Origin of the sequence: Chryseobacterium sp. JM1, from assembly GCF_000737715.1 — a bacterium.
In the GTDB taxonomy this organism is placed as follows: domain Bacteria; phylum Bacteroidota; class Bacteroidia; order Flavobacteriales; family Weeksellaceae; genus Chryseobacterium.
Genome location: NZ_JPRN01000007.1, coordinates 175,650 through 200,569, shown reverse-complemented (window position 1 = coordinate 200,569; position 24,920 = coordinate 175,650). Strand labels below are relative to the sequence as shown.

18 protein-coding genes and 12 tRNA genes are annotated in these 24,920 nt (G+C 36.9%); 27 read left to right on the top strand and 3 right to left on the bottom strand.

Translation table 11 applies throughout. The features are described from left to right. Window positions 1–184: 184 nt before the first annotated feature. The gene (locus IW22_RS14050; RefSeq protein ID WP_034727409.1) at window positions 185–1,564 is read right to left on the bottom strand and encodes an SDR family NAD(P)-dependent oxidoreductase; all 1,380 of its coding nucleotides are present in this window, start codon (window positions 1,562–1,564) and stop codon (window positions 185–187) included. A gap of 12 nt (window positions 1,565–1,576) precedes the next feature. Beyond that, window positions 1,577–1,646 (bottom strand) — tRNA-Ile (locus tag IW22_RS14045). Between the two features lie 942 nt (window positions 1,647–2,588). On the opposite strand from IW22_RS14045, the gene IW22_RS14035 reads away from it, so the two are divergent. From IW22_RS14035 to IW22_RS13935, 24 genes are all read left to right on the top strand, one after another. Then, window positions 2,589–2,662: transfer RNA gene (locus tag IW22_RS14035), tRNA-Lys, on the top strand. A 74-nt stretch (window positions 2,663–2,736) separates the two neighbouring features. Then, window positions 2,737–2,810: transfer RNA gene (locus tag IW22_RS14030), tRNA-Arg, on the top strand. 6 nt (window positions 2,811–2,816) lie between these two features. Then, window positions 2,817–2,888 (top strand) — tRNA-Asp (locus tag IW22_RS24420). Between the two features lie 69 nt (window positions 2,889–2,957). Beyond that, window positions 2,958–3,029: transfer RNA gene (locus IW22_RS24415), tRNA-Pro, on the top strand. A 116-nt stretch (window positions 3,030–3,145) separates the two neighbouring features. Continuing rightward, window positions 3,146–3,217: transfer RNA gene (locus tag IW22_RS14025), tRNA-Asn, on the top strand. 710 nt (window positions 3,218–3,927) lie between these two features. Beyond that, window positions 3,928–4,011 (top strand) — tRNA-Tyr (locus IW22_RS24410). Between the two features lie 85 nt (window positions 4,012–4,096). Continuing rightward, a tRNA-Glu gene (locus tag IW22_RS14020) sits at window positions 4,097–4,168 on the top strand. Window positions 4,169–4,331: 163 nt separating this feature from the next. Beyond that, window positions 4,332–4,405: transfer RNA gene (locus IW22_RS14015), tRNA-Leu, on the top strand. Between the two features lie 103 nt (window positions 4,406–4,508). Next, window positions 4,509–4,581 (top strand) — tRNA-Phe (locus IW22_RS14010). Between the two features lie 7 nt (window positions 4,582–4,588). After that, window positions 4,589–4,661, top strand: a tRNA-Gln gene (locus IW22_RS14005). Between the two features lie 9 nt (window positions 4,662–4,670). Beyond that, a tRNA-Trp gene (locus tag IW22_RS14000) sits at window positions 4,671–4,741 on the top strand. Window positions 4,742–4,849: 108 nt separating this feature from the next. After that, window positions 4,850–5,335 carry a ribonuclease H-like YkuK family protein gene (locus IW22_RS13995; protein WP_034727407.1) on the top strand — a complete coding sequence of 162 codons (486 nt, stop codon included), beginning with the start codon at window positions 4,850–4,852 and terminating at the stop codon, window positions 5,333–5,335. Between the two features lie 47 nt (window positions 5,336–5,382). After that, window positions 5,383–5,754 carry a cyclic-phosphate processing receiver domain-containing protein gene (locus IW22_RS13990; protein WP_081873954.1) on the top strand — a complete coding sequence of 124 codons (372 nt, stop codon included), beginning with the start codon at window positions 5,383–5,385 and terminating at the stop codon, window positions 5,752–5,754. A 154-nt stretch (window positions 5,755–5,908) separates the two neighbouring features. Further along, window positions 5,909–6,472: a DinB family protein gene (locus tag IW22_RS13985; protein WP_034727406.1), complete on the top strand. Its 564-nt coding sequence runs from the start codon at window positions 5,909–5,911 to the stop codon at window positions 6,470–6,472. 5 nt (window positions 6,473–6,477) lie between these two features. Then, window positions 6,478–7,494: an RNA ligase, Rnl2 family gene (locus tag IW22_RS13980; RefSeq protein ID WP_034727405.1), complete on the top strand. Its 1,017-nt coding sequence runs from the start codon at window positions 6,478–6,480 to the stop codon at window positions 7,492–7,494. A 48-nt stretch (window positions 7,495–7,542) separates the two neighbouring features. Further along, window positions 7,543–8,487: an MBL fold metallo-hydrolase gene (locus IW22_RS13975; protein ID WP_034727403.1), complete on the top strand. Its 945-nt coding sequence runs from the start codon at window positions 7,543–7,545 to the stop codon at window positions 8,485–8,487. Between the two features lie 327 nt (window positions 8,488–8,814). Continuing rightward, the gene (locus IW22_RS13970) at window positions 8,815–9,381 is read left to right on the top strand and encodes a metallophosphoesterase family protein (RefSeq protein WP_034727400.1); all 567 of its coding nucleotides are present in this window, start codon (window positions 8,815–8,817) and stop codon (window positions 9,379–9,381) included. Between the two features lie 113 nt (window positions 9,382–9,494). Then, complete coding sequence (locus IW22_RS13965) at window positions 9,495–10,040, top strand: 3'-5' exonuclease (RefSeq protein WP_034727397.1); 546 nt, start codon at window positions 9,495–9,497, stop codon at window positions 10,038–10,040. Between the two features lie 75 nt (window positions 10,041–10,115). Further along, window positions 10,116–10,667: a 3'-5' exonuclease gene (locus IW22_RS13960; protein ID WP_034727395.1), complete on the top strand. Its 552-nt coding sequence runs from the start codon at window positions 10,116–10,118 to the stop codon at window positions 10,665–10,667. A 59-nt stretch (window positions 10,668–10,726) separates the two neighbouring features. Then, the gene (locus tag IW22_RS13955) at window positions 10,727–11,755 is read left to right on the top strand and encodes a hypothetical protein (protein WP_034727392.1); all 1,029 of its coding nucleotides are present in this window, start codon (window positions 10,727–10,729) and stop codon (window positions 11,753–11,755) included. 930 nt (window positions 11,756–12,685) lie between these two features. Beyond that, window positions 12,686–14,197: a slipin family protein gene (locus IW22_RS13950; protein ID WP_228384048.1), complete on the top strand. Its 1,512-nt coding sequence runs from the start codon at window positions 12,686–12,688 to the stop codon at window positions 14,195–14,197. Between the two features lie 438 nt (window positions 14,198–14,635). Then, on the top strand, window positions 14,636–17,182 hold the full coding sequence (locus IW22_RS13945) for a DUF6493 family protein (protein WP_034727389.1): 2,547 nt from the start codon (window positions 14,636–14,638) through the stop codon (window positions 17,180–17,182). Next, window positions 17,163–19,859: a DUF6493 family protein gene (locus tag IW22_RS13940; RefSeq protein WP_034727386.1), complete on the top strand. Its 2,697-nt coding sequence runs from the start codon at window positions 17,163–17,165 to the stop codon at window positions 19,857–19,859. Before IW22_RS13945 ends, IW22_RS13940 begins: the two co-directional genes overlap by 20 nt. A 2-nt stretch (window positions 19,860–19,861) precedes the next feature. Next, window positions 19,862–21,205 carry an SWIM zinc finger family protein gene (locus tag IW22_RS13935; RefSeq protein WP_034727384.1) on the top strand — a complete coding sequence of 448 codons (1,344 nt, stop codon included), beginning with the start codon at window positions 19,862–19,864 and terminating at the stop codon, window positions 21,203–21,205. Between the two features lie 41 nt (window positions 21,206–21,246). On the opposite strand, the gene IW22_RS13930 is transcribed toward IW22_RS13935, so the two are convergent. Next, window positions 21,247–21,693, bottom strand: coding sequence for a VOC family protein (locus IW22_RS13930; RefSeq protein ID WP_034727381.1), 447 nt, complete (start codon window positions 21,691–21,693; stop codon window positions 21,247–21,249). A gap of 455 nt (window positions 21,694–22,148) precedes the next feature. Between IW22_RS13930 and IW22_RS13925 the strand changes: the two genes are divergently transcribed. The 3 genes from IW22_RS13925 to IW22_RS13915 all read left to right on the top strand — a co-directional run bounded on the left by IW22_RS13925 (window position 22,149) and on the right by IW22_RS13915 (window position 24,911). Beyond that, complete coding sequence (locus tag IW22_RS13925; RefSeq protein WP_034727379.1) at window positions 22,149–23,666, top strand: TROVE domain-containing protein; 1,518 nt, start codon at window positions 22,149–22,151, stop codon at window positions 23,664–23,666. Between the two features lie 61 nt (window positions 23,667–23,727). After that, complete coding sequence (locus tag IW22_RS13920) at window positions 23,728–24,414, top strand: hypothetical protein (RefSeq protein ID WP_131401733.1); 687 nt, start codon at window positions 23,728–23,730, stop codon at window positions 24,412–24,414. A gap of 47 nt (window positions 24,415–24,461) precedes the next feature. Then, the gene (locus IW22_RS13915; RefSeq protein ID WP_034727373.1) at window positions 24,462–24,911 is read left to right on the top strand and encodes a hypothetical protein; all 450 of its coding nucleotides are present in this window, start codon (window positions 24,462–24,464) and stop codon (window positions 24,909–24,911) included. Window positions 24,912–24,920: the final 9 nt, after the last annotated feature.

The following is a 24,920-nucleotide window of genomic DNA, read 5'->3' as shown; positions in this document are numbered from 1 at the left end:
CTTATAATGGGCCTTAATCCCGTATTTCTATTTGAGTTTTAAATGAATAAAGCATTTAATTCTTTATCAGCCCATGAATCTTATTCGGAGGCACTCTTAGTTTAATTAAATGCTTTCTCTTTCTCTAAAGTTAATAACTTTTATCCTCTGCTAATCTAAAGGAGGGACTCGAAGCCACCGCCTTTTACCATCCGGTCTCCTTATAATTCTTTAAAAGCTTTCCGTAAAGATTCAAATCTCCTTTATTGATCTGCAAGATGGGGTGAAAGATTCTCATGGCACCATCCACAGGATCTAGCGGTGGTATTCTGGTCTTTTCAAACAGCTTTTCTCTTTTGCTTTCTGCTGCTCCTGTAGAAATCCAGCCGACATCTACTGCATTCATAAATATATTATCCTTCACAAAATCCGGTGCTGAGGTTTTGGTAAGCATATTGAGAGCCGCTTTGGTCATATTGGTGTGCGGATGAAACTCATTTTTACTTTTATAACTGAACTGTCCTTCGGTAGAGGTGACATTGATAATATGTCTTCTTTCTGCATAACTTTTCTTCATTAAAGGTTTTAACGCAGAGATTAACAGATAGGGAGAAATATGATTAATAAGATTTACTTCCAGAAGTTCTTCGGTCCCAATTTCATCCATCACAGAATTCCAGCTGTTTTTATTTCTGAGATCTTTTGGCTGTCCAAACCTGTTGGCAGGAATTACATCAAAATTTTCATGAGATAATGGTAAAAACTCACTCTTATCATTACTTATAGGTGTTCCATTTCCTATTAAGTTTCTATTTTCAGCATATGATGATAAAAGAAGCTGTTCTTTGGCCAGGAGAGGTTGATAATAATCAGCAGGATATTTAATAGTTTGAGCCGCATTATTCACCAGGATTTCAATACTTTCAAAATTCTGATAACAGTATTCTGTAAATTCATGAACTGATCTGATGTTTCTGAGATCGAGACCATAGAGAAAAATCCGGTCTTTCCACTGTTCGTAATCTTTTTCTTTCCGGAACTGCTCAAACCCAAGAGCAGGAAACCTCGAGGTAGCAATAACTTTCGCACCGCTTCTTAAAAACTGTAGAGTAGCAGCGTATCCTATTTTCACCCTTCCGCCGGTAATGATAACCGTTTGCCCGTTGAGATCATATGTAAGGCTTCTGTTTTTATAATTTTCATCTGCACAAGTTGGACAAAGCTTATGATAGAAAAAATGAATGTCGTGATAAGGCTGATGACAGCAATAGCACAGTTGAGGTTTTTGAATGGAGGAAAATGATGTTTCCTCTTCTGTATGAGAATATAGAGTCCGGTTTTCTAAAGCTAGCTTTACGATAGCCGACTTTTTAAGAATTTCGAGATCTGAATCTTCATTATTCTTAGACGAAGTGAGATAATCATCCAGATTCTTTTGGATATTCTTCCTGGCTTTTTTCCGGATAGAAGAGATCAGGGTTTTGAAACGCTGGTTGTCCGGATTATTCAGAGGGTCGGCCTGAAGAGCTTCCAGAACTTTTAAACAGGCTTCCCATTCTTCGGTACTGAATGGATATGGGTCCATAATACAATTTTGTGGGGGAGAAGGGTTCGAACCTCCATTTTCACGTTATCAGTGTAGTGTTTTTCCAGTTAAACTATCCCCCTGCTCAGTGAACAAAAGTATTATTTTCATTGCTGAAAAACAATTTTTCCTATCTTTGCGCCATAAAATTATGACACTACAAAGAGCACATATCAATGTAAATCTATGCGATAGCCCTTCAATAAAAGGATTATTCGGATACGAATGGATGATATGGAATGAGGCGAAATGTGCTTGCTTTGAAAATTATTTACAATAAACCCGTAAGAATTTAAACAAAATACCACAGAAACGCCTCGATAACTCGAGGCGTTTCTTGTGTTTTAGGCCATAAATTATTTAGAATGAAAAAAAATAACCGTAAAAACAAAAATTTTTTAATTAACAATGTCAATTTAATACGATAAATAAGAGTGATAAGTAACCCGATGAGAGACAGTCATTTAGGTATTTAAGAGATCCGCAGGATATTGTGGACGGTTATTCTTTATGCTGAAAACGATATATAACTTATTGATTATCAAATATTTAATTGAAAAATAAATTTGCAGATTAAAAAATTTCATACTTACTTTGCAACCGAAAATTGAAAGCAACAGGTTTTCAGGATTCAAAAACTTTTTAAATAACAAGAATATAATGAAACAATTACATAACATATCTAATCAGTATTCAGGACTAGACGGACAGGAGCCGAAAGGATATACATGTATTCTGGATAGTGAATTTATTGATAAAAGGTGCTTATATACGTAGGTCTCAGTGATCTGACACGTCAAAATATATACAGCACCTCCCGAAAAGAGGTGCTTTTTTTATGGTTTCTTTAGCTTATTTGGTAAAGCGCCGGTCTGTGGAACCGGAGAACAGGGTTCGATCCCCGAAGATCCCCAAAGTAAATAGGAATGGTGAATCGTGTTTACTGTGAATGGTCAATTGTCAATTTGCTTTGCTTGTCAATTTTTAATTCACTATTGATAATTGACCATTCACATAAAAAAACAATCTCATAGCTCAATTGGTCAGAGCACCGGTCTTTTAAACCGGGGGTTGAAGGTTCAATTCCTTCTGGGATTACGATAGAATTTAGAGATTAGATGTTAGAAATTAGAAGTTAGAACATGACGAATAATTATCATTTATCAACTATTAATTCTGTAGCTCAATCGGATAGAGCGTTGGTTTTCTAAACCGAAGGTTAGAGGTTCGATTCCTCTCAGAATTACAAAAAGGTCTATTGAGGTAACGGCTAACCTGCCCGACTGTCTCTTGGGCATTGCGGGTTCGATTCCCGCATAGACCGCAAAGGTTCAAAGAAAATTTTAGCTCCGGCTGTCTCCCGGAAAAGAAATTGGAAACCGAACCTTAAAAACTGGAAAGATAACGGTGGTTGTTTACCCGTCTTGGATGCGGGAGGTCGCAAGTTCGAATCTTGCTTTCCAGACAAGTTTTGCCAGAGGGAAGAAGTGAATGGTCAATGGTGAATTTTGCTTCGCAAGGGAATTTTTAAAAAATTGTCAGTAAAACGGATTGACTATTCACCATTCACATAAAAAAAAAGATTTCGTAGCTCAATGGTAGAGCGCCGGTCTGTTAAACCGGAAGTTGAAAGTTCGAATCTTTCCGGAATCGCAGATAACTAAATGTTAATTGTTTCAAAAGAGAAGAAATAAGGTATGTCAAGAGCAGAAGATCTTTACGCCAAATATGGAAAATACCGACAGCCTTTTTCTTTTTTTATTAGAAGCTAGATGTTAGAAATTAGGGGAATGTATACTCATTATCAACTATCAACTATCAACTATCAACCATCAACCATCAATTATCATTTATAATCACATCTGATGGTTCGCCGAAGTGGAAGAGTCGGGGCGGTGTGCAAAACCGTTGCGTAAGCTGAGTGGGTTTAAAATGTGAAACATTCGTGAATTCAATAAAAAAAATAAAATGGTTATGAACAATCCCATAACCATCTCAAATAACTAAAATGAGATTAGTTCCGGAGAAAAAGTAAAAGTTTGTCGAGCGAAGAAGTTCTTATATCAAACTAAAAATTAAGACAGGCTTTGTTTTTCTTCACATAGAGGTTAGAAGTTAGAGATTAGAAATTAGAAGTGAGTGGTCTTTACAGGATTACCGATCAATTATCACTCATCATTTATAAAATTTAGTTAGTTCAGAAGAAAAAATAAAAGTTTGTCAGGCGCAGAAGTTCTTATATCAAACAAAAAATTAAGACAGGCTTTGTTTTTCTTCAAATAGAGGTTAGAAGTTAGAGATTAGAATTTAGAAGTTAGAAATTGCTGATTACTCATTACTAATCGCTTATTACTCATCATACTGGAAGCTAGCCGGAGTTGGAGAGCCGGGGCAGACTGTAAATCTGTTGCTTTATTGCTGAGTAGGTTCGAATCCTACCGCTTCCACAAAAACCGCTGATAATGTAACGGCAGCATGCAGGAAAAGTACTCTTGTTGTTCAGGTTCGATTCCTGGTCAGTTGGTTTAAAACGCTCCATTCGTCTAACGGTTAGGACGCCTGCCTTTCGAGCAGATGATAAGGGTTCGATTCCCTTATGGAGTACAATGTGAATGGTCAAAAATCAATTGTGAATAATAATACCATGAAAGTTCAGATCGAGGAGATAAAATTGATCCGATCATTCACAAATTTATAAGTAATGAGTAATCAATTGTGAATGGTCAATAAGTCAATTTTTTAAAATTACTCATTACTTATAAAACCTGCAGAAATGGCGGAACTGGCAGACGCGCTTGATTTAGGATCAAGATATTGAGGGTTCGAATCCCTTTTTCTGTACAAAACATAAATGATGGTTAATAATTAATGAATGATAAATGCCAATAGGACTATGTCGGGATTACTCATTGCTCATTACCAATTACTCATTATATATAAACAGGGATCAGTGGTGTAGAAGGTCTGCACATTTGTCTGAAAAGCAAAAGGGAACCGTTCAATTCGGTTTTGATCCACAAAAAATGATTCATAGTGTAATGGTTTAGCACACAAGACTCTGACTCTTGTTGTTCAGGTTCGAGTCCTGATGAATCAACAAAAAACTACTCTGATAGTGTAATGGTAGCATCTCAGTCTCCAAAACTGATGGTATCGGTTCGAGTCCGGTTCGGAGTGCAAAAGTGAATCGTCAATGATGAATTTTACTTCGTAAGTGAATTTTATAAAATTGACAATTAACAATAGACAAATTAATATAAAACAGAATTTAAAACATGTAAAAAAATGGAAACGCAACAAGAAGTATGGCAGAATATGAAAGGAAATTTTTTCCAAAAATCTATTACACAGCTGGTAGAAGAAGCCATCATCCGCGAACAGGCTAGCGGTCACCGCCTGAAAGTATGTGTGGGCTCAGATTCCCACGTGTACGGCGAAGCGATCAGCTATGCTACGGCAGTAGTATTTGTACGGGAGGGAAAAGGAGCGTTTACCTTTATCAGAAAAGACAGAAAAATACAGAAGATCAGTATCAAAGAACGGATGCTGAACGAGGTCAACAGATCCGTAGAAATTGCTTACGCGATCTGTGCCGTTCTGGATGCTTATGGTGTGGAAATGGAGGTACACGCAGACATTAATACCGACCCTGATTTTAAGTCAAATGCAGCATTGAAAGATGCTATGGGCTATATTCTGGGAATGGGCTATGTGTTTAAAGCAAAACCTTACGCATTCGCAAGCACCAATTGTGCTGATATGATGGTTTAATAAATAAAAATTGTATTCAAAGGCTTTCGGGCTTAAAAAATAACAGGATGGAAATCACCAAAAGATTATTATTTCTGGATGATATAAGATACCCGATTGAGGCGTATCATTATACCAAACAGGATATTTTCCTCAGAAAAGACTGGCATATTGTTCGCAATTACGAGCAGTTTGTCAACAGAATTATGGAAAAAGGACTTCCGGAATTCATTTCTTTTGACCATGACCTGGCAGATGTACATTATCTGAAGCCCAATGCTGAAGAGTACACTGAAAAAACAGGCTACGATTGTGCCAAATGGCTGGTAGAATATTGTATGGATAACTATTTGGATCTCCCAAAATTCTACTGTCATTCCATGAATCCGGTGGGAAAGAAGAATATTCTAAGCCTTTTGGAAAATTTTAAACAACTGTAATCAACATTTTCAGATCAGCGCAAAAAGATTGCGTTCTTACTTTTTTACTTTGCATAATCAAAATATCAAAGATTACTGAAAGAAAGAAGATGAAGATGATTGATCGAAAGGAAGGGAAATATTCCAAGCCTTTTGGAAAACGATAAAAATTGTAATGGATATTTTTAGATTAATTCAGGATATAAAAACGCATTTGAAACTCAGTTTTGATGAGGTGGACAAGTGGTTTGAAAAAGATGAAAAAACAGTGAATGCTCTGCCTGCCAATGGAGGCTGGACGGGTCAACAGATTTTGGAACATATTTATCTGACCAACTTTTATTTGCTCATTCTCATTGAAAAAGGATCAAAAAAAGCAATGCGGAATTATCTTGAGCTTGATCTGAATTCCGAAATAAAAAACTACAGTTTCGATAATAAAAAATTTGAGAAAGTAGGGGAGTACGGTGCTTTTGAATGGATAAGACCGGAACATATGGAGCCGAAAGGAGAGTTAAGTCTGAGTGAAATCAGGAATTTAATGAGTCAGCAGTATCATCAGTGTTTAAGTTATTTAGACCTGATGAAAAACGGCGAAGGTCTCCTCTGTAAAACGACCATGACAGTGAATGGACTGGGGAAAATCAATGTGTATGAGTACATTTATTTCCTTTCACTTCACGCTCAGCGACACCTTACTCAAATGAAAAGTAATGAATCAGAAACTATTAAAAATTAAAAAAAATGATTTTCAAAACATATAACTCTATAGAAAACGCTTACCAAACCCGTGTGATCGATCAGATCAGGTTGCAGGGTTTTGGGGATGAGATTTTCATCGTGCAGGAAAAGGTTCACGGTGCTAATTTCTCTTTCTTTACCGATGGAAAGGAAATTAAAATCGCGAAGAGAACCGCCTTTATTGAAAAGGATGAAAAATTCTACAACGCACACCTTATTTTAGAACGTTACAGAAAAAATGTAATTGATTTGTTCCAAAAAGTGAAAACCATTCATCCGGAATTGGAAATGGTAGTGATCTACGGTGAACTGTTCGGAGGTGGCTACAAACATACAGAAGTAGAACCCGTAAAAGAGGCCATCAAAGTACAAAAAGGTATTGAATACGCAGCTCATAACGAATTCTACGCATTCGATATTAAGTTGAACGGTACTACTTATTTGGACACGGATGTGGTGAATCAGATTTTTGAGGAAACCGGATTTTTCTACGCAAAGGTTTTATTCCAGGGTGGTTTGGAAGATGCTTTGAGGTTCCCGAATGTATTTGACTCTAAAATTCCGGCTTGGCTTGGCCTACCCGAAATGGAGAACAATATGTGTGAAGGAACGATTGTCAAAACTTTGAAAACCAGATATTTTGGAAACGGCGCAAGAGTTATTCTTAAAAACAAGAATGATAAGTGGGTCGAAAGATCTAAAATGGTGAAAAAGGACCGTAAAGAAACTCAGAAACCGGCAGATTTTTCAGAAAATGCTCTGAATATCTGGGAAGAAATTCAAAGGTACGCTACAGTCAACAGATTGCATAATGTGGTGAGTAAAGTGGGAGAATTTGAACCCAAAATGATAGGCAAGATCATAGGTCTTTTTGCTCAGGATATTTTGGAAGACTTTGGAAAAGATTTTCCGGATGCTTTCACCTCAGTGGAAAAAGACGAACAGAAAAGAATCAATAAAAAGTTGAATACTTTAGTGATTGATTTTATAAAAGAAGAGTTTATGACTCTTAAAGTTTAGTTTCGGTATATTTTTACCGGAACTTTTTTATGTTTAAAAACTAATACAATGATACAGGCAGAGATAAAAAGTCTTTTGAGAGAAGACGTCAGTATATTAATAAAAATTGCAAATACAGGAAAACATTATTTGTGTGACTGCGGTGAAGCCAGCCAGCTGACGGTAAAAGAAATACAGTCGGTTTCAGCGGTGTTTATCAGCCATACACACATTGATCATTTTTCTAATTTTGACGGAATTTTCAGACATCAGATTGGTAGCGGAGAAAGAGTTGTGATTTGCGGACCGAAAAATATCCATCACCAGATTGAAGCGAGGTTAAAATCTTACACATGGAACCTGATCGATGAAAAGGCCATTGAATATGAGATCCGCGAAATTATTTCCCATGAAGAAATTAATGTGTATATCCTCCGTCCACCGCACTGGAATCTGGAACTGATACAAACGCAGAATTTCCTTTTTGAAGATGATCAGGTAAAAGTAGAGTTGGCCATTCTTGATCATAAAACAGATTCCATTGCATATCTGTTCAAAGAAAAAGATTCAGTGACCTTTCATGAAGAGGCTTCCGGTTTCAGAAAAGGCAAATGGATCAGCGAACTGAAAACGGCTTTTGAAAATAATGATGAAGATAAGGAAATTGAGATTGAAGGAACCGTTTACAAAGCATCTGATCTGTTTCATTTACTGACGAGAAATCAAGGCTACAGGCTTGGGGTAATCATGGATCATGCGGCAGATCAGGAAAATTATGAAAAGATAAAAGCGGTGTTCAGCGAGGCAGATCTCGTGTATATCGAGAGTTTTTATAAAGATTCTGATCAGGAATTTGCGAAGCTGAATTATCACAGTTTTGCTTCTGCATCAGGAAAGATCATGAAAGACTGTCAGGTGAAAGAAGCCGTTCCTATTCACTTTTCAAGAAGATATACGGAAACTGATGTTATTGAAATTAAAACTGCTTTTAATAAAGCATTTCGCGAAAATTAATTAAAAATTTGAACTACAAAAGAATTGATTTTCTTAAACACAAATACCACAAATGAAACCACAAATAAGCACAATCATCTGTGCAAATCTGTGAAATCTGTGGTTAAGAAAACGGTCTTTTTTTAACACAAATACCACTAATAATCTCCACAAATATCCACAATCATCTGTGTAAATCTGTGAAATCTGTGGTTAAGAAAACGGTATTTTTTTTAACACAAATACCACTAATGATCTCCACAAATATCCACAATCATCTGTGTGGATCTGTGAAATCCGTGGTTAAAAAAGATGTAGTAAAAATTAAACAAACAAATTATTAAAAAAATGAAACCTAATATATTTTTTACAGCGGACCACCATTTCGGTCACGCCAATATTATAAAATTTTCAGAGAGACCATTCGAGTCCCTGGACCATATGAATGAAGAACTGATCAAAAGATGGAATGAAAGAATCGGTACCAATGATACCGTCTACCACCTTGGCGATATCAGTTTAGGAAAACCGGATTTCACCAAAGAAATCCTCGACAGACTAAACGGCAATATCCATTTGATCAGAGGAAACCACGAAGATGCCGCGCTCACATACCCCAAACGATTTGAATCCGTGAGAGATTATCATGAATTGAAAATTGATGAATCGGAAAACAGCAACGGCAAGCAGAAAATTATCCTCCTGCATTACGCCATGCGTACCTGGAACGGTTCACACCGCGGAGTCTGGCAGCTCTACGGCCATTCACACGGAACTTTACCCGATGACGAGATGGCCCTTAGCTTCGACGTGGGAGTAGACTGTCACGATTTCTACCCGATTTCTTACGAGGAAGTCAAAGAATTGATGAAGCGAAAAAAATGGACACCACCGTTTGGAGACAGAGGACTATAAAGAATGAGTAATGAGTAATGAGTAATGAGTAATGAGTGGCCGGCCATTGTAATACCTCTAGACTTCATACTTTTTACATTGTACTTCAATACTTTATACATTTTACAAAAGAAATGAACACAACAAACGAAATATTAATCATCGATCTGGAAGCTACCTGTTGGGAAAATGACAGAATTCCCATTGGCGAGAAAGTCGATATTATAGAAATAGGGATTTGCAAGCTGGATTTAAAATCAAAGGCCATTTCCCAAAAACAGAGCATTTATGTCATTCCGGAAAGATCAGAAATCAATGAATTCTGTACAAAACTGACCGGAATCACGCCGCAGCTTATTGACGAAAAAGGAATCTATTTTGAAGAGGCCAGCGAAAAGATTCTGGATGAATATCATTCTTCAGACCTTACCTGGGCAGGTTTTGGAAACTTCGACAAGGAACAGATTTTCGAGCAGTGCGACTGGCTTGGAATAGAGATTCCTTTTGGCGGACAATATCTGAATGTGATGGAAGAATTCAGAGAACATTTCAGACTCCACAAAATGATTGGCCTGAAAAGAGCTCTGGACTACCTGAAAATAGATTTTGAAGGCAACCACCACAGCGGAGCAGACGATGCTTACAATGCTGCCAAAATTTTACGGAAGATTTTGGAGTAAATAGTAAAGACGGAAGCTATAGGCCAAAAGCCAAAAGCCATCTTCCCTCTTTTACAACATTAAAATTTTAAACAAATGAAAACAACAGAAAATATATTAATTATAGATCTTGAAGCCACCTGCTGGGACGACAGACCGCCGAGAGGCCAGGAAAGCGAGATCATCGAAATTGGAGTATGCATCATGAATGCAGCAACCGGCAAGATCTCCAAAAATGAAGGCATTTTAGTGAAACCACAGTACTCGAAGGTGAGTCCTTTCTGTACGGAACTGACTTCCATTACACAAAATATGCTGGATGATGAAGGCATCATGCTGGAAGACGCTCTGGATATCCTGAGGGCAGAATACGATTCTGAGAACCTGACATGGGCGAGCTATGGCAACTATGACCTGAATATGCTGCAAAACCAGGCCAGAAGATTCAATGTGGATTATCCGTTGAGCAATGACCATATCAATGTAAAAACATTGTTCGGGCAGCTGCATCCTACGGTAAGAAAAAGTGTAGGCATGAGCAGAGCTTTAGGTGAACTGAATCTCAAGCTGGAAGGTACGCATCACAGAGGTGTAGATGATGCGAAAAATATCGCGAAGATCTTGCATTGGTGCCTTCAAAAGGCATAATTAGAAGTGAATAATTTGGCTTTAAAATCTTATATTTAAGTTTATTTCGAATTTAAATTATGATTGAAAAACTTAATATTTTAGAGCATATCAGAAAACGTCCAGGAATGTATATCGGTGCTTTAAATCACTACGGTTATCAGGAATTGCTAAGTTATTTGATTGAAGATTTTATAAAATCTGGTATCTATGAGATAACTTTTTTACTCAAAAAGAAGAATCAATTAATAATAGAAGGTTCTGGTACCAAAACTTTTCTCCCTTTTTTAGATGCTTTGAAACATCTTCATGATTATAAAAACGAAAAATTTTATTTATCACTGGCAGGAATTGTTGCTTTATCTAAATATACAAGGATTGAAATTAATGGTGTACATACTTTTAGATCTGAAAAAGGAAATCCCGAATTTTTAGAAGATGTTAAGAATGCTGACTTCAATAGAATAAAAATTGAATTTATACCAGATAAAGAAATTTTTCAAGATGTAATTTTAAATTATGATTTACTCAATAATTTATTGAGACGATTTTCATTTTTAAACAGTCAGTTAAAAATTAAAAGCATCGATCAGTCCAAAACTGAAAAACAAATTAATATTTTCCATTACCCAAAAGGTTTGTCTGAAATAATTGATTACGAATTGGAGAAAAGTTTTTCTTACTATTCATCAGTTTTTAAACTGAACTTTGAGAAAAAGACGGAGTTTTCCTATTCACTGGCGCTGGCATTTGTAAGTAGTTATTGGGTAAAACCTAAATTAAAAATATATGCGAACTATAAAGAAACAGTTTTAGGAGGCTCATTACTGGATGGTATTTTTCAAGGTCTTAGGAAATTTTTAAATGAAGAATCTTCAAAAAGAAACCTGAAATTAAGTATTAGAACTGTAAAACTTCAAAAACATCTTTGTCTTTATGCTTCAGTAAGAGGTGAGTTAACCTACTTAGGTGCAACAAGATGGAAGTTAGGAACTCCAAAAGTTCAAACTGAAATTAAAGAATTTGTTTATCAGGAATTGAAATTATATTTCGCGGATAAAGAGTCTCAGGTTTCCGGAATTTTGGATATTTTACAGGAGGACATATAAGAGGGATCTCTTTTTTAAGGAAGTTTTATTATAAACTTTGTCAGACAACGCAAGGCGGTTTCATATTTTGAAACTGTCTTTTTTTTTTTTATCAAATTTTATTTTCTACGCAGAATGATTGCGCAATACAGTTTTTACTTTGCATTATCAAAATGAAACAACACTGAAATTTTGAAAAACAGATTTCAGTTACCATATCAGGCAAGTCAGGTTGTGTGTTTCTGTATAACACCATTGCAGAAGAATTTGTTGAAAAACATTGTTTTCGTTCTGTTCAGCTTGGCCCGAAGGTTTGAGGAGTTAACCAAAAAACTTCTACCATTAACTATTGTACGAAGGTTCGAATCCTTCTGTTTCCTTAAGGGGAAATATAACTCAAGAGGATAGAGTAAATAGTTTTTTTGCGAAGGTTCGACTCCTTCTCTCAATTAAGATTGAGATAGCTCAAGTGGTAGAGCACTACACTTCACATGTAGTTAAAGATAGACTGAAAATCTATTTTTTACAAAGTTTTCAATGTTTTTCTTTAAAAACATTCCTATAGAGAAAATCTGAGTTTTTTCAGTTGTTGAATCAGCATTTTTGAAAAAGCCAGTAAGAAAGATTTTTTCTGAAAGTGAAAGTCAGTTGATGAATACCCTAATTCAACCGAATTTTCTGATAAGGACGGGTTTTCCGCGTGAGCGATGGTAACGGATATCCTTTTTTGTACGCAAAAAAGATAGCAGTGAACGTAGCGACCCGGGTTGCTGCTTTCAGCGGTGGCCAGGGACACGCCCAGAATCTTACGGATTGGAAAAAGAAGTTTAAGAACGGTTTTCTGAAATGATTGGAGCTTTTTGAAACTCCTTTGCTTCCGCCATTTTTTGGAAGAAAGAAACTCGGTTTTCTCTTTTTAATTGAAATAACAACACTTAAAAATATAATAAAATGATAAAAAATGTACACATTAAAGCCTACCAAATGGGTTTGGTCTTCAAAAACCGAAACTTAATTGAAGTTCTCAAAGAAGGTAATCATTATGTCTTTGGAAATAAATCGGTAACGATCTATGAGATGAAATCAAGGTTTGAAGCTGGTGAAGATTTACCGATTCTGTTGAAAAATGAAACATTGAAAAATCTCTTGGAAACCGTAGAGGTAAAAGACGGAGAAATCATTTTAGTTCATGAAAACGGTACTTTTAAAGATGTTTTGACTGTTGGACAGTATGCATTCTGGAAAGGAATGGTCAACAGAGAATTTCAGAAAATAGACCTAACCAAGATTGAAATCCCGGAAGAAATCTCCAAGGCAATTCTGGAAAATATAAAGGTGAAAAGCTTTGTAAGAAAGTTTCTTGTGCCTCATCACCAAAAAGGATTATTGTTAATTGACGGAAAATTAACTCAGATATTGGAAAGTGGTATCTACTCCTTCTGGAACAATGATATTTCAGTTGAGGTTAAGTTAATTGATCCGAACTATGAAATAAAATCCCAGTTTGGAACGCATGAAAATGTAGCTGCTTTATTAAAAAATGAAACCCTGAAAAACCTTTTGGAAATCGTAGAGGTAAAAGATGGTGAAATCCTTTTAATGTATGAAAACGGTACTTTAAAGGATGTTCTGAACGTTGGACAATACGCATTCTGGACGGATATTACAGAAAGAACCTTTCAAAAAGTGGATTTAACGAAAGTTGAAATCACCGAGGATATTCCCAATACCATTCTTGAAAATTCAAGGCTGAGACATTACGTAAGAAAATTTAATGTCCCGAATCAGTATAAAGGACTGTTGATCATTGATGGTAAATTGGTGAACACTCTGGAAGCGGGAACCTACAGTTTTTGGAATAATGGAATTTCCATCGATCTCAACACGGTTGATATGCGAATGCAGCAAATGGAAATTGCAGGTCAGGAGCTTTTGACTAAGGATAAAGCGATGCTGAGAATCAATTTTTATGTGAGTTTTCAGGTACAGAGTATCGAAAAAGCACTGATGGAAAATAAAGAATATGATAAGCAATTATATATTCTGATGCAGCTGGCATTGCGTGAGTTTGTAGGAGCTTTGACACTGGATGAACTGTTGCTGAAAAAAGATTCCGTAGGAAAAGAAATTCTTGAAAATCTGGGTGAGAAAGCCGGTGATTTAGGAATCAGAGCTTTTGATGCAGGTATCCGTGACGTAATCTTAACTGGTGAAATGAAGGAAATTATGAACCAGGTTTTGATCGCTGAGAAAAAAGCTCAGGCCAACAGCATCATGCGTCGTGAAGAAACGGCTTCCACAAGAAGTTTGCTGAACACCGCAAAACTGATGGAAGAAAATGAAGTTTTATGGAAGCTGAAAGAAATGGAGTATATGGAAAAAATTGCAGAAAAGATTGGTGATATTACCGTTTCAGGAAACAGCAACATCGTTTCCCAGCTGAAAGAAATTTTCACAAAATAAAAACTAATAACTGTTACTCTATGGGTAGGCTTGTGTAAAAACGGTCTGCCCTTTTTTAATGTAATAATAATCTGAGAATATTTCCGGACGGATTTTTTAACATTTTTTTTCATATTATAAAGAAAGAAGAGCATACCATTGAATCGGACTTTTTTGGATATGGAATTACTGCACATTTTTCAATTAACCTCGAAGAAAAATAATTCAATGGCCAATTTTACGATTATCACCTAACCTTCAGATAAACAGCGTCCAACGATAAAAAGGATATTTACCGTTTTTTTCAAAGATTAAAGAAGAATTCCATTTAACTTTTATTCAGAAATGCCTGCAGAACTGCTGCTGAAAGCATAATTTTTTGTTAAAAAAATCACTTTACTGGGATATTTCAATGTCTGTCAGTCAATTTTTGTTATTTTAGTCCTCAAGATTGGAATTATGCTTATTGAAGATGAATTGAAGACGATTTATTTAAATTATAGAATCAAGGAAATTGTTCCTTTTCTCATAAAGCTGACCCCAAAAGAAAAGAAGGAAACTGCAGTTATTTTAAAGAAATTTTTAAATAAAGACTGGGGGCACAATCACGTTTCTATGCTTGCCGCTCTGGCCTGCAGCACCCACCGGGACGAATACGCAAAACTGTCGCCCGGTTATTACGCTGTCCCAATACATCTCGTTGAAGACTTATTCGAATCTTACACGCCGGAATGGCTCGGAAACAGCTATCCGTTTCTCAGGAATATAGACTATCTGAAAGTCATGGAATGGCAACAGAAAGGTTATCTTATCCTCGATGATGAAATCGCTGCCCATCTTCTTTCGGAATCACTGGTTTCAGAACATACCGCCGAAGAAATTCTTTTCACCTATCCTGAAACACTGGATGCTCATATCTGGCTCCTTTTTCAATATAATTCCAATATCACGTACCATTATAAAAACGATAAAAACTGGAAAGTCTTCTTTAAAGACCTTGTCCAAAAAAATAAAATTAACCGTTTAAAAGTTCTGAAATCCTGCCTGAATGCAGTGAGTCTCAATTTTTCCAAAGATCATAATACGTGGTTTCTGGAACTTTTTTCTTATTTAGAACCTTCTTCACAGGAGATTTTAGCACTTCAGGAGAACCTATTCTCAGTTTTCCATGCTTCACAACAGGCACTTTTTGTTCCGGTACTGAAAATTATTAGTCCGGCTATCACGGAACCAGATTTTAAAACACTCGATTTTCTTAATGCTACAGCAACTTTATCCAGTTTTCAGGTTAAAAATATTCTGAATACATGGCTTCAGACGGTTGAGAAAATAGCGAAGAATAATAAAAAATACGGGGAAGAAATCTGTCTATTTGTATTGCCTGTTTTTATGAGCAAAGACGCTTCTATACAGAACAAAGCAGCCAAAATCATTACAAAATATGGTGATCTTGGTTCTGAAAAGTATAAGAATGAATTACAGGCTTATGCAGAATCTTTACTTTCTGATCCTAAAAAAGAGCTTGAAAAATTCCTTATCAACCACAATAATCAAGCTTCGGAATCTGTAGAGACTGAAGAACCAACTTCCTGGCACATATCTCAACCGATTTCTCCTATTGAAAGCATCAGTGATCTGATCTTCTTTGCGCCACAGGTTTTCAGCAAAAACGAGCCCAACGATTTTGATCTTTTTCTGGATGCTCTGCTAAGGTTCAATACAGAGATCAGTGAAGAGCATCTTACTCAACTGGAACCGGCTTTCAAAGCAGCCCTTAAAGTAAAAGAAAGTGTAGGAATGCACCATTTGTATGCTACATTTTTTATGGCGTACGGATTTTTAAAACTGAAAAAAGGATCTCCCGTACTTAATGAGGCAAAGAAAGCATTTCCAAGCCTTGAAAACTGGATTGGAAAACGCACACCTTTGATCTTTAAGGCTTATCATCAATTTATTTTGGGAATATTTGATCTTTTAAAGCAGGGAAAAAACCTTCCGTTACTTTCAGTCGCGGATCATACACCTTGCTGGATTGATATTCGAATACTTATAGATCAATTAAAAATATACCAGGATCAGAAAGAATTTCCCGTTCCTTTCGATCTGCAGAGAGCAGTGCTTCGGGTACGAAAAGAGAATTTCGAAGAAGCCCAAAAATATGCTCAGAAACAGTTTAGTGAAGAATATTTGCAATTGCTGGAACCCGTTTTTGATCCGGAATATTATAAAAATATTTACGAAAAGTCTTACCTGGAAGGCAGTTTTGACAGAAAGTTAGGCATCAGAAAAATATATAAAGGCTACGTAGCAGAAGAAATTCCGGAGCTTACATTAACGATTGAAAATAAAGAAATTCCCGGAGATGCACCTCTGCTGGATCATTTATTTAACTCCTATCACGGCGTCTATAATCAGGATCTGATCCGGATTTTATACACTGCTCCGTACTTTTCGGGGTCTGTTTTTGCTAAAAAATGTAACGAAACCCTGTCCAATGCTGTTTATCAATATGACAGCAGAACCAATACCGAATTTTTAGATGCCTGGATGAAGTTGAATCTTCCATGCCAGAATATGCATTATTTATTCCTGTCCGCGGCCATGTTCAGCAAGGATAAAACCTTCTCTGGTACGGCTTTTGAAGCGATTATTCATAAGATAGTTTCAGAGGATTTTGACCCCGGAGTATTAGGAATAATGATCGGTGAAAAGATCAGTCACGGACTGGTTACGGTGAAAAGACTGACGGATGGTCTTTCCGGCTTTATCGGATTGAATGCCAGTCATAACCATGCTTTTGAAAAACTATTAATACCCATTCTCACAGCGATAGATCGTCCCGTTTTTAATCTCAAAAAGATTTTAGAGATGTACTATGAGCTGCTGCACTTTAATCAGTCCGAAGTTGATGGTGCGGTGGCTGCCAGGCTGGAAGAATGGAAAAACGAAAATAACCTGAAAAAAATTATCATCAAATTAAAAACAAATGAAAGAAAGACTTTATGAGATCCTTAATGAGGAAAAAGCACATGAGATTATTCCGTTTCTGAAGCAGCTAAGCACAGAAGAAAGAAAAACCCTGGTACCCACGATAAAAAAGCTGGACCGGGAGATCAGTAAGATTGTAATGACGAAAAACTCCTACCATACTGCCGGTTCTGCAGATCAGCATTCTATCATTGATATCGCATCATTTGTCTGCATGGATCAGAAGCATTACGGGAAAAACTACTGGAGCCTTTTCAGAGACAAAGAACAGACCCGTAAGATATTGGAATGGGGATGCCCGCCGTGGTTTTCAGAATTTATCAATGATTCTATAGAAGCTGAATTTACAGCTTTTAATTATCAGGATATTCTGGAATGGGCAGAAAAAGGCTATGTACAACCCAGACCTGAACTGCTGGGATACCACTTAAGTCTTCAGCCCTATGACCTGGATAAATCTCCGGAGACTCTGAACACCCACTTTTGGTATTTATGCGAATTTCCATCGAAATCACTCCCTTTTACAAGAGAATGGCTTCCTTTGGTTCAAAAGCTGATTGCGGAAAACAAAATCGAAAGAAAAAGATTTCTTAAGGAATGCCTTCTGGCAGCCAACAGAAATTTTAATAAAAACGTGACCGGATGGTTCATGGATGCATTTAATATCCTGAAACCTTCAAACGAGGAACTGATCATGCTTCAGGACGAACTGATGGCAGGATTGGCTTCCGTACAGTCGAAGGCGGTGAATACCATGCTGGCTCATTTGAAAAAAATAGTTCCGGAGCAGGAATTTAAAACCAGTGAGTTTTCCCATTTCCTTCCGAACCTGTTAAGTTCAGAGGTCAAAACGGTGGTGGCAGCCAGTCTTGCCGTGACAGAAAATATCTTTCAGAAAAAGAAAACCGATACTGAAAACCTTGGAATGGCTCTGAGCACAGCGTTTGTAAGCAAAGATGAAAGCATACAGACTAAAGCGGCAAAGATCATTCAGAAATATATTCCCGTTTCCGAGGATATCCAGGAAGCCCTGTCACATTATGCAGATAATGTTTTGGCTAATGTAAGACCGGGACTCGCTGAATATATTGAAGACAAACAATTGGAACTGGATGCCGTAGAGCAGGAAAAGCTGGAACTGATCAGCGAAGAAAGCCGGGCGAAGGAGCCTGCCAGCTTTGAAGATCTGATGTTTTTCCTTCCGCAGGCGATAGAAAAGCCGGGGACCTATTATTATGATCTGGCACTCGGAGGGCTTGTCAGGTTTGCTGCTGATGCAGATGACGCATCCGTAAAACTTTTTGAACCTGTATTTCAGAAAGCCTGTAAAACTATTGCCAAATGGGAAGTACATCATTTTAATGTGCTGCTGTGCAATCTGATCATCAACTACGGACTTTCTTTATTGGAAAAATTCCCGGTTCAGCTTAAGAATCTGGAAAAAATATACAAGAGAACGCAGGAAGACGAAGCTACGAGAGAAGTGTATTCCACCTACCATAAAAAACTGGGACCCATACGTGACATCTATGCCGGAGGGACGGCTATGAAGCCCTTCAAGCATATTGCAGTACAGGTTTTCAATAAAATAAAATCAGGAGATAAAACTCCGTTACTATCTACAGTAACCCATGAGCCATGTTGGGTAAGCCCGGATGCATTGGTAGAAAGATTTGAAATCTATCAGAACGAAAATATGAAGCCTGATGACCTGGATGTACAATTGGCACTGCAGCGTTGTTCACTTGAAAGAACATCTGACAGATTAAAGCTGGTGGAAGAAAAATTAAAAGGAGAATACAAAGATCTGCTTCTTTTCTTTTTTAATCCAAATGCAGCTCCTAAAGGAAAATTTGAACATCCGTCATGGTGGATGACTGCCGGAATTACACGTTCTCCCGGAACCGTTTTTGAAGAATTCAAAGATTTCGGATATGATGATATCCCTAAAGAATTCCTTACCGGCTCATATGAATGGAAAACTATTGACAGTAAAAAGAACTCCTATTATCCGGTTGAACTGAACATTAATGTTCCGAAATATCATCTGAAAAAAAGAGAGCATCCGCTTTTCCTGGAATACTTTATTGCTGAGCAGAAACACTTCTCTGAAACCCCTTCATTTATGTGGAGTTTTCCGAATACCCTTGGAAATGTTTTTGCTAAGATCATTAAGGACTGTCTGTTTTATTCCGGAATCGCAGAAGTGTATGAAAGAACTCTGGTTCTAAATACGGCCCAGGCGCTTCATCAGATGAAAAAACCTCTGGATGCAATGGGATACCTGTTTCTGGGAACTATTTTCCTGGACGGAGACAAAGTCATCCGTGGAACCGCTGCTGAGATCTGGCTCGAACATGTTTCGCATAAAGTAATGGATAATGTACAGCTGGGCCGTGTGACCGGTCTGCATGAGAAACTGGAATGGGCACCTGTGAAGAGATTTACGGATCTGGTACAGCATCAGATGCTCAATGTCAGCAAAGACCACAATCTGGCACTGGAACAGCTTCTTACCCATATTTTGCTGCAGATGGAAACCCCTGTTACCAATCTGAAAAAAATATTGGATATTTACCACGAGGTTCTGGCTTTAAACCAATCTGAAGCCGATAAAAACTTAAAAGAAAAACTGAATAGCTGGAAAGAGAATTCCAGTCTGAAAAAAATCTGCAATCTTCTTCTAAAAAAATAGATATGGAAGATACGCTTGTTTACAATTATCAGAGACCATCGTCTTTGATAAAAAAAGATGCATCTGAAGAATTATTTCTGTCCAAGTACAGCGAAATTCAGAAGACTACGGATGCTCCCTGCTTTTTCTGGGGAGATGTCAGTCAGCCGTTTATACTGGCAAGATGCCTCATTACCCTTTCCAATATTGTGAAATCCAGCTTTAATCTGTCGCCGTTTCAGATGGCGTTGCTTAAAGACCCTATCGTTACGGCCGGAAATGAGCGGCTGCGGTTTGAAGGATTTTCGCACTGTGCCGGAGTGTATGCCAGGGTAGATGTTCTGCCTGAAGGGCTCCACGGTGATTTTCTGGAAAACGGAACCACCAATGTGGATTTTAACCAACCGATGATTACTGCGTTGGGAAGCATTCGCCCGAATGAAAAAATAATGCTTTCTGTTGGGGAAAAAGAAGTTGGACTGTACAAAGAAGAAGAAAAAATAGTCGAAAGAAAAGTTCCGCTGCCTGTAAAATGGATCAAAGGGCTCAGTACCGTTCAGATCTATCTTTCCGAGTCGGAAAAGCTTCATACTTTTAATAAAATACAGACCCAGCAGCTGTTCAGAGGGATACCGAAAGGTCCGGTAAAATCAGATTACTATTTGATCATCAGAGGAAATAAACCTATGTTTTCCCCTGTGAAATCGGCTGATGCAGTCTGTATTGGCGGGCTTAACAGATTACGCTTGCTGGAACCGCTTCTTCCTTATATCGACCAGATGCAGGTATTTCCGCATGCAGATATGCAGTCTACGACATGGCAGCTGTATATGGGGAATATAAGGTTCAGCTTTTCATTGTCAAGGGAGAGCTGGAGAGGATTTTCAGGAGAAGGAGCTGTTTTGGACAGCCTGATTGACGATATTTCCGATGAATGGATTGATGCACTGGATAAATATGCTTATGCGAATCAGTCCTTTAATCCTTCAGTTTTTGCTGTGGATGAAAATATCAGCCTTAAAACAACGGATAATCTTACAGGAAGATTGGCTGCTATGGGACTTTTAGGCTACGATCTTGATGATAACGGATTTTTCTACCGCAGATTACCATTTAAACTCAACCGTATTATCGGGTTGAATCCCAGGATGAAAAATGCAGAAAAGCTCATTGCAGAAGGAAAGGTGGAGATCTTAAATAAAAGCTTAGCCAGAACAGAAGCCAGAGTAGAAGGAACGGGAGTACATCATACTGTTATTATTGATAATGGGAAAGAGCGCTGTACCTGCGAATGGTTCAGTAAATACCAGGGCGAGAGAGGACCATGCAAACATGTTCTTGCCGTAAAGAAATTAGTACATACTTAATAAAAAAAGGACAGCTTGAAAATAAGTCTGTCCTTTTTTATTTATTGATGTTTCATCCATTCTTCGTAAGAGATCACTCCTAATTCCGGTTTTCCTTCACCTTCCAGGATGGAGATAAACTCGAGCTGATTGCCATCCGGATCATTGAAATAAATGGCCAACGCAGGCATCCATGCAAACACCATAGGCTCATCGATGCCGTCCTTTAAAAAGTTATAGGGCTTCAGATCTTTATTTTTCAAAAAATCTACGGAATAATTTAAAATATCTTCTTTGCTGCTGGAGAACGCAAAATGTCTTGGCTGCAGGTTTTCTTTCTGTTCCCACAATCCCAGCATAAATTCTTTGCCTTCACCGATCCATAAAAATGCAATGGGACGCGTCTTATCCATATGAGCCAATTTCAAACCCAATACCTCAGTGTAAAAGCGGATGGAATTTTCCAAATTGCTTACCTGAACATGGGTTTCATATAATCCTTTAATCATAGCCTGAATTTTAATGTATACAAAGCTAGACAATGCATTTTCAAAACCAGATGAGTATTGATTCCTTTATTTGAATTGAGTGATAGAAAAATTTTATTTAAAAGATAAAAGATAAAAGATAAAAGATAAAAGATAAAAGATCTTATCAGTAAACATTAATAGGAGCGGGCTTTAGCGCGCTTATATAATATCCGGTATTCATTTGGCTTTAGCCCAATCTTAAATTTAAACACAAACACCACAAATATTTTCACAAATAACACAATCATCTGAGCACATCCGTGAAATCCGTGATTAAAAAATTACCCATCAAATCTTTCGACACGGATAGAATAAAAAATTTTGAACAAAAAATAACTACGCAAAAAGAATGCGCAATACTGTTTTTACTTTGCATCAGAAATCAGAGAGGAAAAGACGATCCTCCAAAAATGTTTAACAAAAAACAGTAACTCATGAAATTTAATTTTTTAAACAAAGAGAAAAATACCGTAATGAACTACGAAGGTGCAAAGGCATTTACCATGACACCTGCTGAAGAATTATACAGTGCTGTTGTTACAACAGGGTTATCCAGAACCTCTTATGAAAAAGGGAGCGACAGATTGGTAAGAATTCAGTCTCTGATCAAAAAAAACGATCCGGAATTCGTAGCAAAGCTGGCGGTGTATGCAAGGAAAGATATGTATTTACGTTCTATTCCATTGGTATTAACTGCCGAATTGGCAAAACAAACTTCCGGTACTGACTTAATCAGTAGAACGGTTGATGGGGTGGTGCAGAGAGCGGATGAAATCACTGAGCTTTTGGCGTACTACCAAACAACCAATGAAAGAACGGAAATGAAAAAACTGAACAAACTTTCAAAGCAGATCCAGAAAGGTCTTGCGAAATCTTTCAATAAATTTGATGAATATCAGTTTGCAAAATACAACAGAAAAGCAGAAGTAACGCTAAGAGATGCGTTGTTCCTGGTTCACCCGAAAGCAAAGGATGAAAGTCAACAGGCAATTTTCAACAAAATTGTGGGCGATACGCTGGAAACTCCTTTCACATGGGAAGTTGAACTTTCTGTTTTAGGACAGACCAAGTTCGCAGATGAAGCTGAAAAAACACTGGCTTTTAAAAATAAGTGGGAAGAATTGATCTTCAGCAATAAGCTGGGTTATATGGCGACGCTCAGAAACCTTAGAAATATTTTGGAGTCGGAAGTTTCTTCTGATGCCATGGCCAAAGTTTGCAGCTATCTATCCAATGAAAAAGCAGTCACAAATTCAAAACAGCTTCCTTTCAGATTTTTGGCGGCCTACAGAGAATTGAAGGCTATGAAATCACCTTATCTGTCATCTGTTTTAGAAGCATTGGAAGATGCGGTGATGGTGAGTGCGAAAAACATCAAAGGTTTTGGTTTTGACACTTCGGTGGTGATTGCGGCAGATGTTTCAGGTTCTATGCAGCAACCGGTTTCTCCTAAAAGTAAAGTATTGCGTTACGATATCGGATTATTGATGTCTATGATTTTACAGTCACAATGTAAAAATGTGATCACCGGTATATTTGGTGACAGCTGGCTGAGAGTTTCTATGCCTAAAAGCGGTATTTTAAGAAACGTGAACGAGTTTTACAAGCGTGAAGGTGAAGTAGGGTATTCTACCAACGGTTATCTGGTGATCGAAGATCTGATTAGAAAGAGAGAAAAAATAGATAAAATCATGTTGTTTACCGATACGCAGTTGTGGAACAGTAAAAACACCAAGCATTCATTTGAAGATTCCTGGAATAAATATAAAAAGATAGCTCCGGATGCAAAATTATATATATTTGATTTAGCGGGTTACGGAAACCATCCGTTGGATGTCAGAAAAAATGACGTATACCTTATTGCAGGTTGGTCTGATAAGATTTTCGATGTATTGAATGCTGTGGAAGACAGAAAGTCTGCGGTGCAGTTAATTAAAAAAGTGGTGCTGTAAAAGGCACTGCTTTTAGAAAAATAAACCATCATTTGTAAATAACTAAATTAATATCATGATTATGAATACAAGTTTTAATGAGTCTGCAAATAAGTCAATTACGATTTTTACTAATCAATTAGATACTTGTCAAAAGACGAATAGTTTAATTGAATACATTAAAACACATCTTAAAGTTATTGAAGATAACCTTGATTTTGGTGTGCTTGATTTAGTAAAAAAATTAAATGATATTAGCTCATTAGTTAATATTGCTAATCTTGATTTAACAGTTATAAGTAAGATGTTATATGATGCTTCAAATAACTGGGAAAAAATATTTCTTATTAAAAATGCTTATTTAACGATTTTTGAAACATTTAAAACATATGATAAACACAGAAAATTTCTTAATGATGTTTCTACAATCACTTATCCATTTTTAAAAGAGGAATTATGGGAAGTAAATAATCTGATAAAGAAATTCAAAAATAAGTATAAATATGAAAGTGAAATGAGTGTTATTAGAAACAATATAAGTGGACATATCAGTGATAATGTTGAATTATATTATAATACGATTATTAAATTTGATGCTAATGAAACAGCTTTAATGATTGTTAGTTTCTTAGAAATAACTTTGAATCTTCAAAATTTTCTAACAACAATTTTATTGCAAGAACAGTTGAAAAAAGATACTGAAGATATAATAGGAAAGGCAAGATTTGAAATGTATGATTTGGATAAGAAAATTAATTCGTTAAAATAAGATTGCTTCGTCACTTCGTTCCTCGCAATGACAAAAACAATAACACCATGTCAGAAACCTATCAATATCAGGGAAATCCTTTCATCAGAGAAGATTTAACACATCTTTGTCTGTGTCCATGCTGCGGAGCACCCGATTGTGGTGAAGAATATATGTTGCTGACAGAATCGGAAGGGAAGCAGGAAGCAGTACTCTTTGGAGGTGGAACTTTCAGAGGATATTTAAATTATTGGTTTTATGAAGGGATTACTCCGGAAAAGTACAATATATTGCCGGAATTTGTAAGACAAAACAATGAATGCACCGGCTGGCAGGATATCAGCGCTCAATGTACTGAGATTGATGCAGATGATTTTCTGCTGACTTTAGAATCTATCAAAAATTGTAGCAGGAAAGAATATTTGTACGATGATTTTGAAAACTATTATTATCCCGTTTTTAAAAAATTTGCAGAAGAAGTTATGAAAAAAGGCCAGAAACTGTATATCGATATTTAAAAAACACAA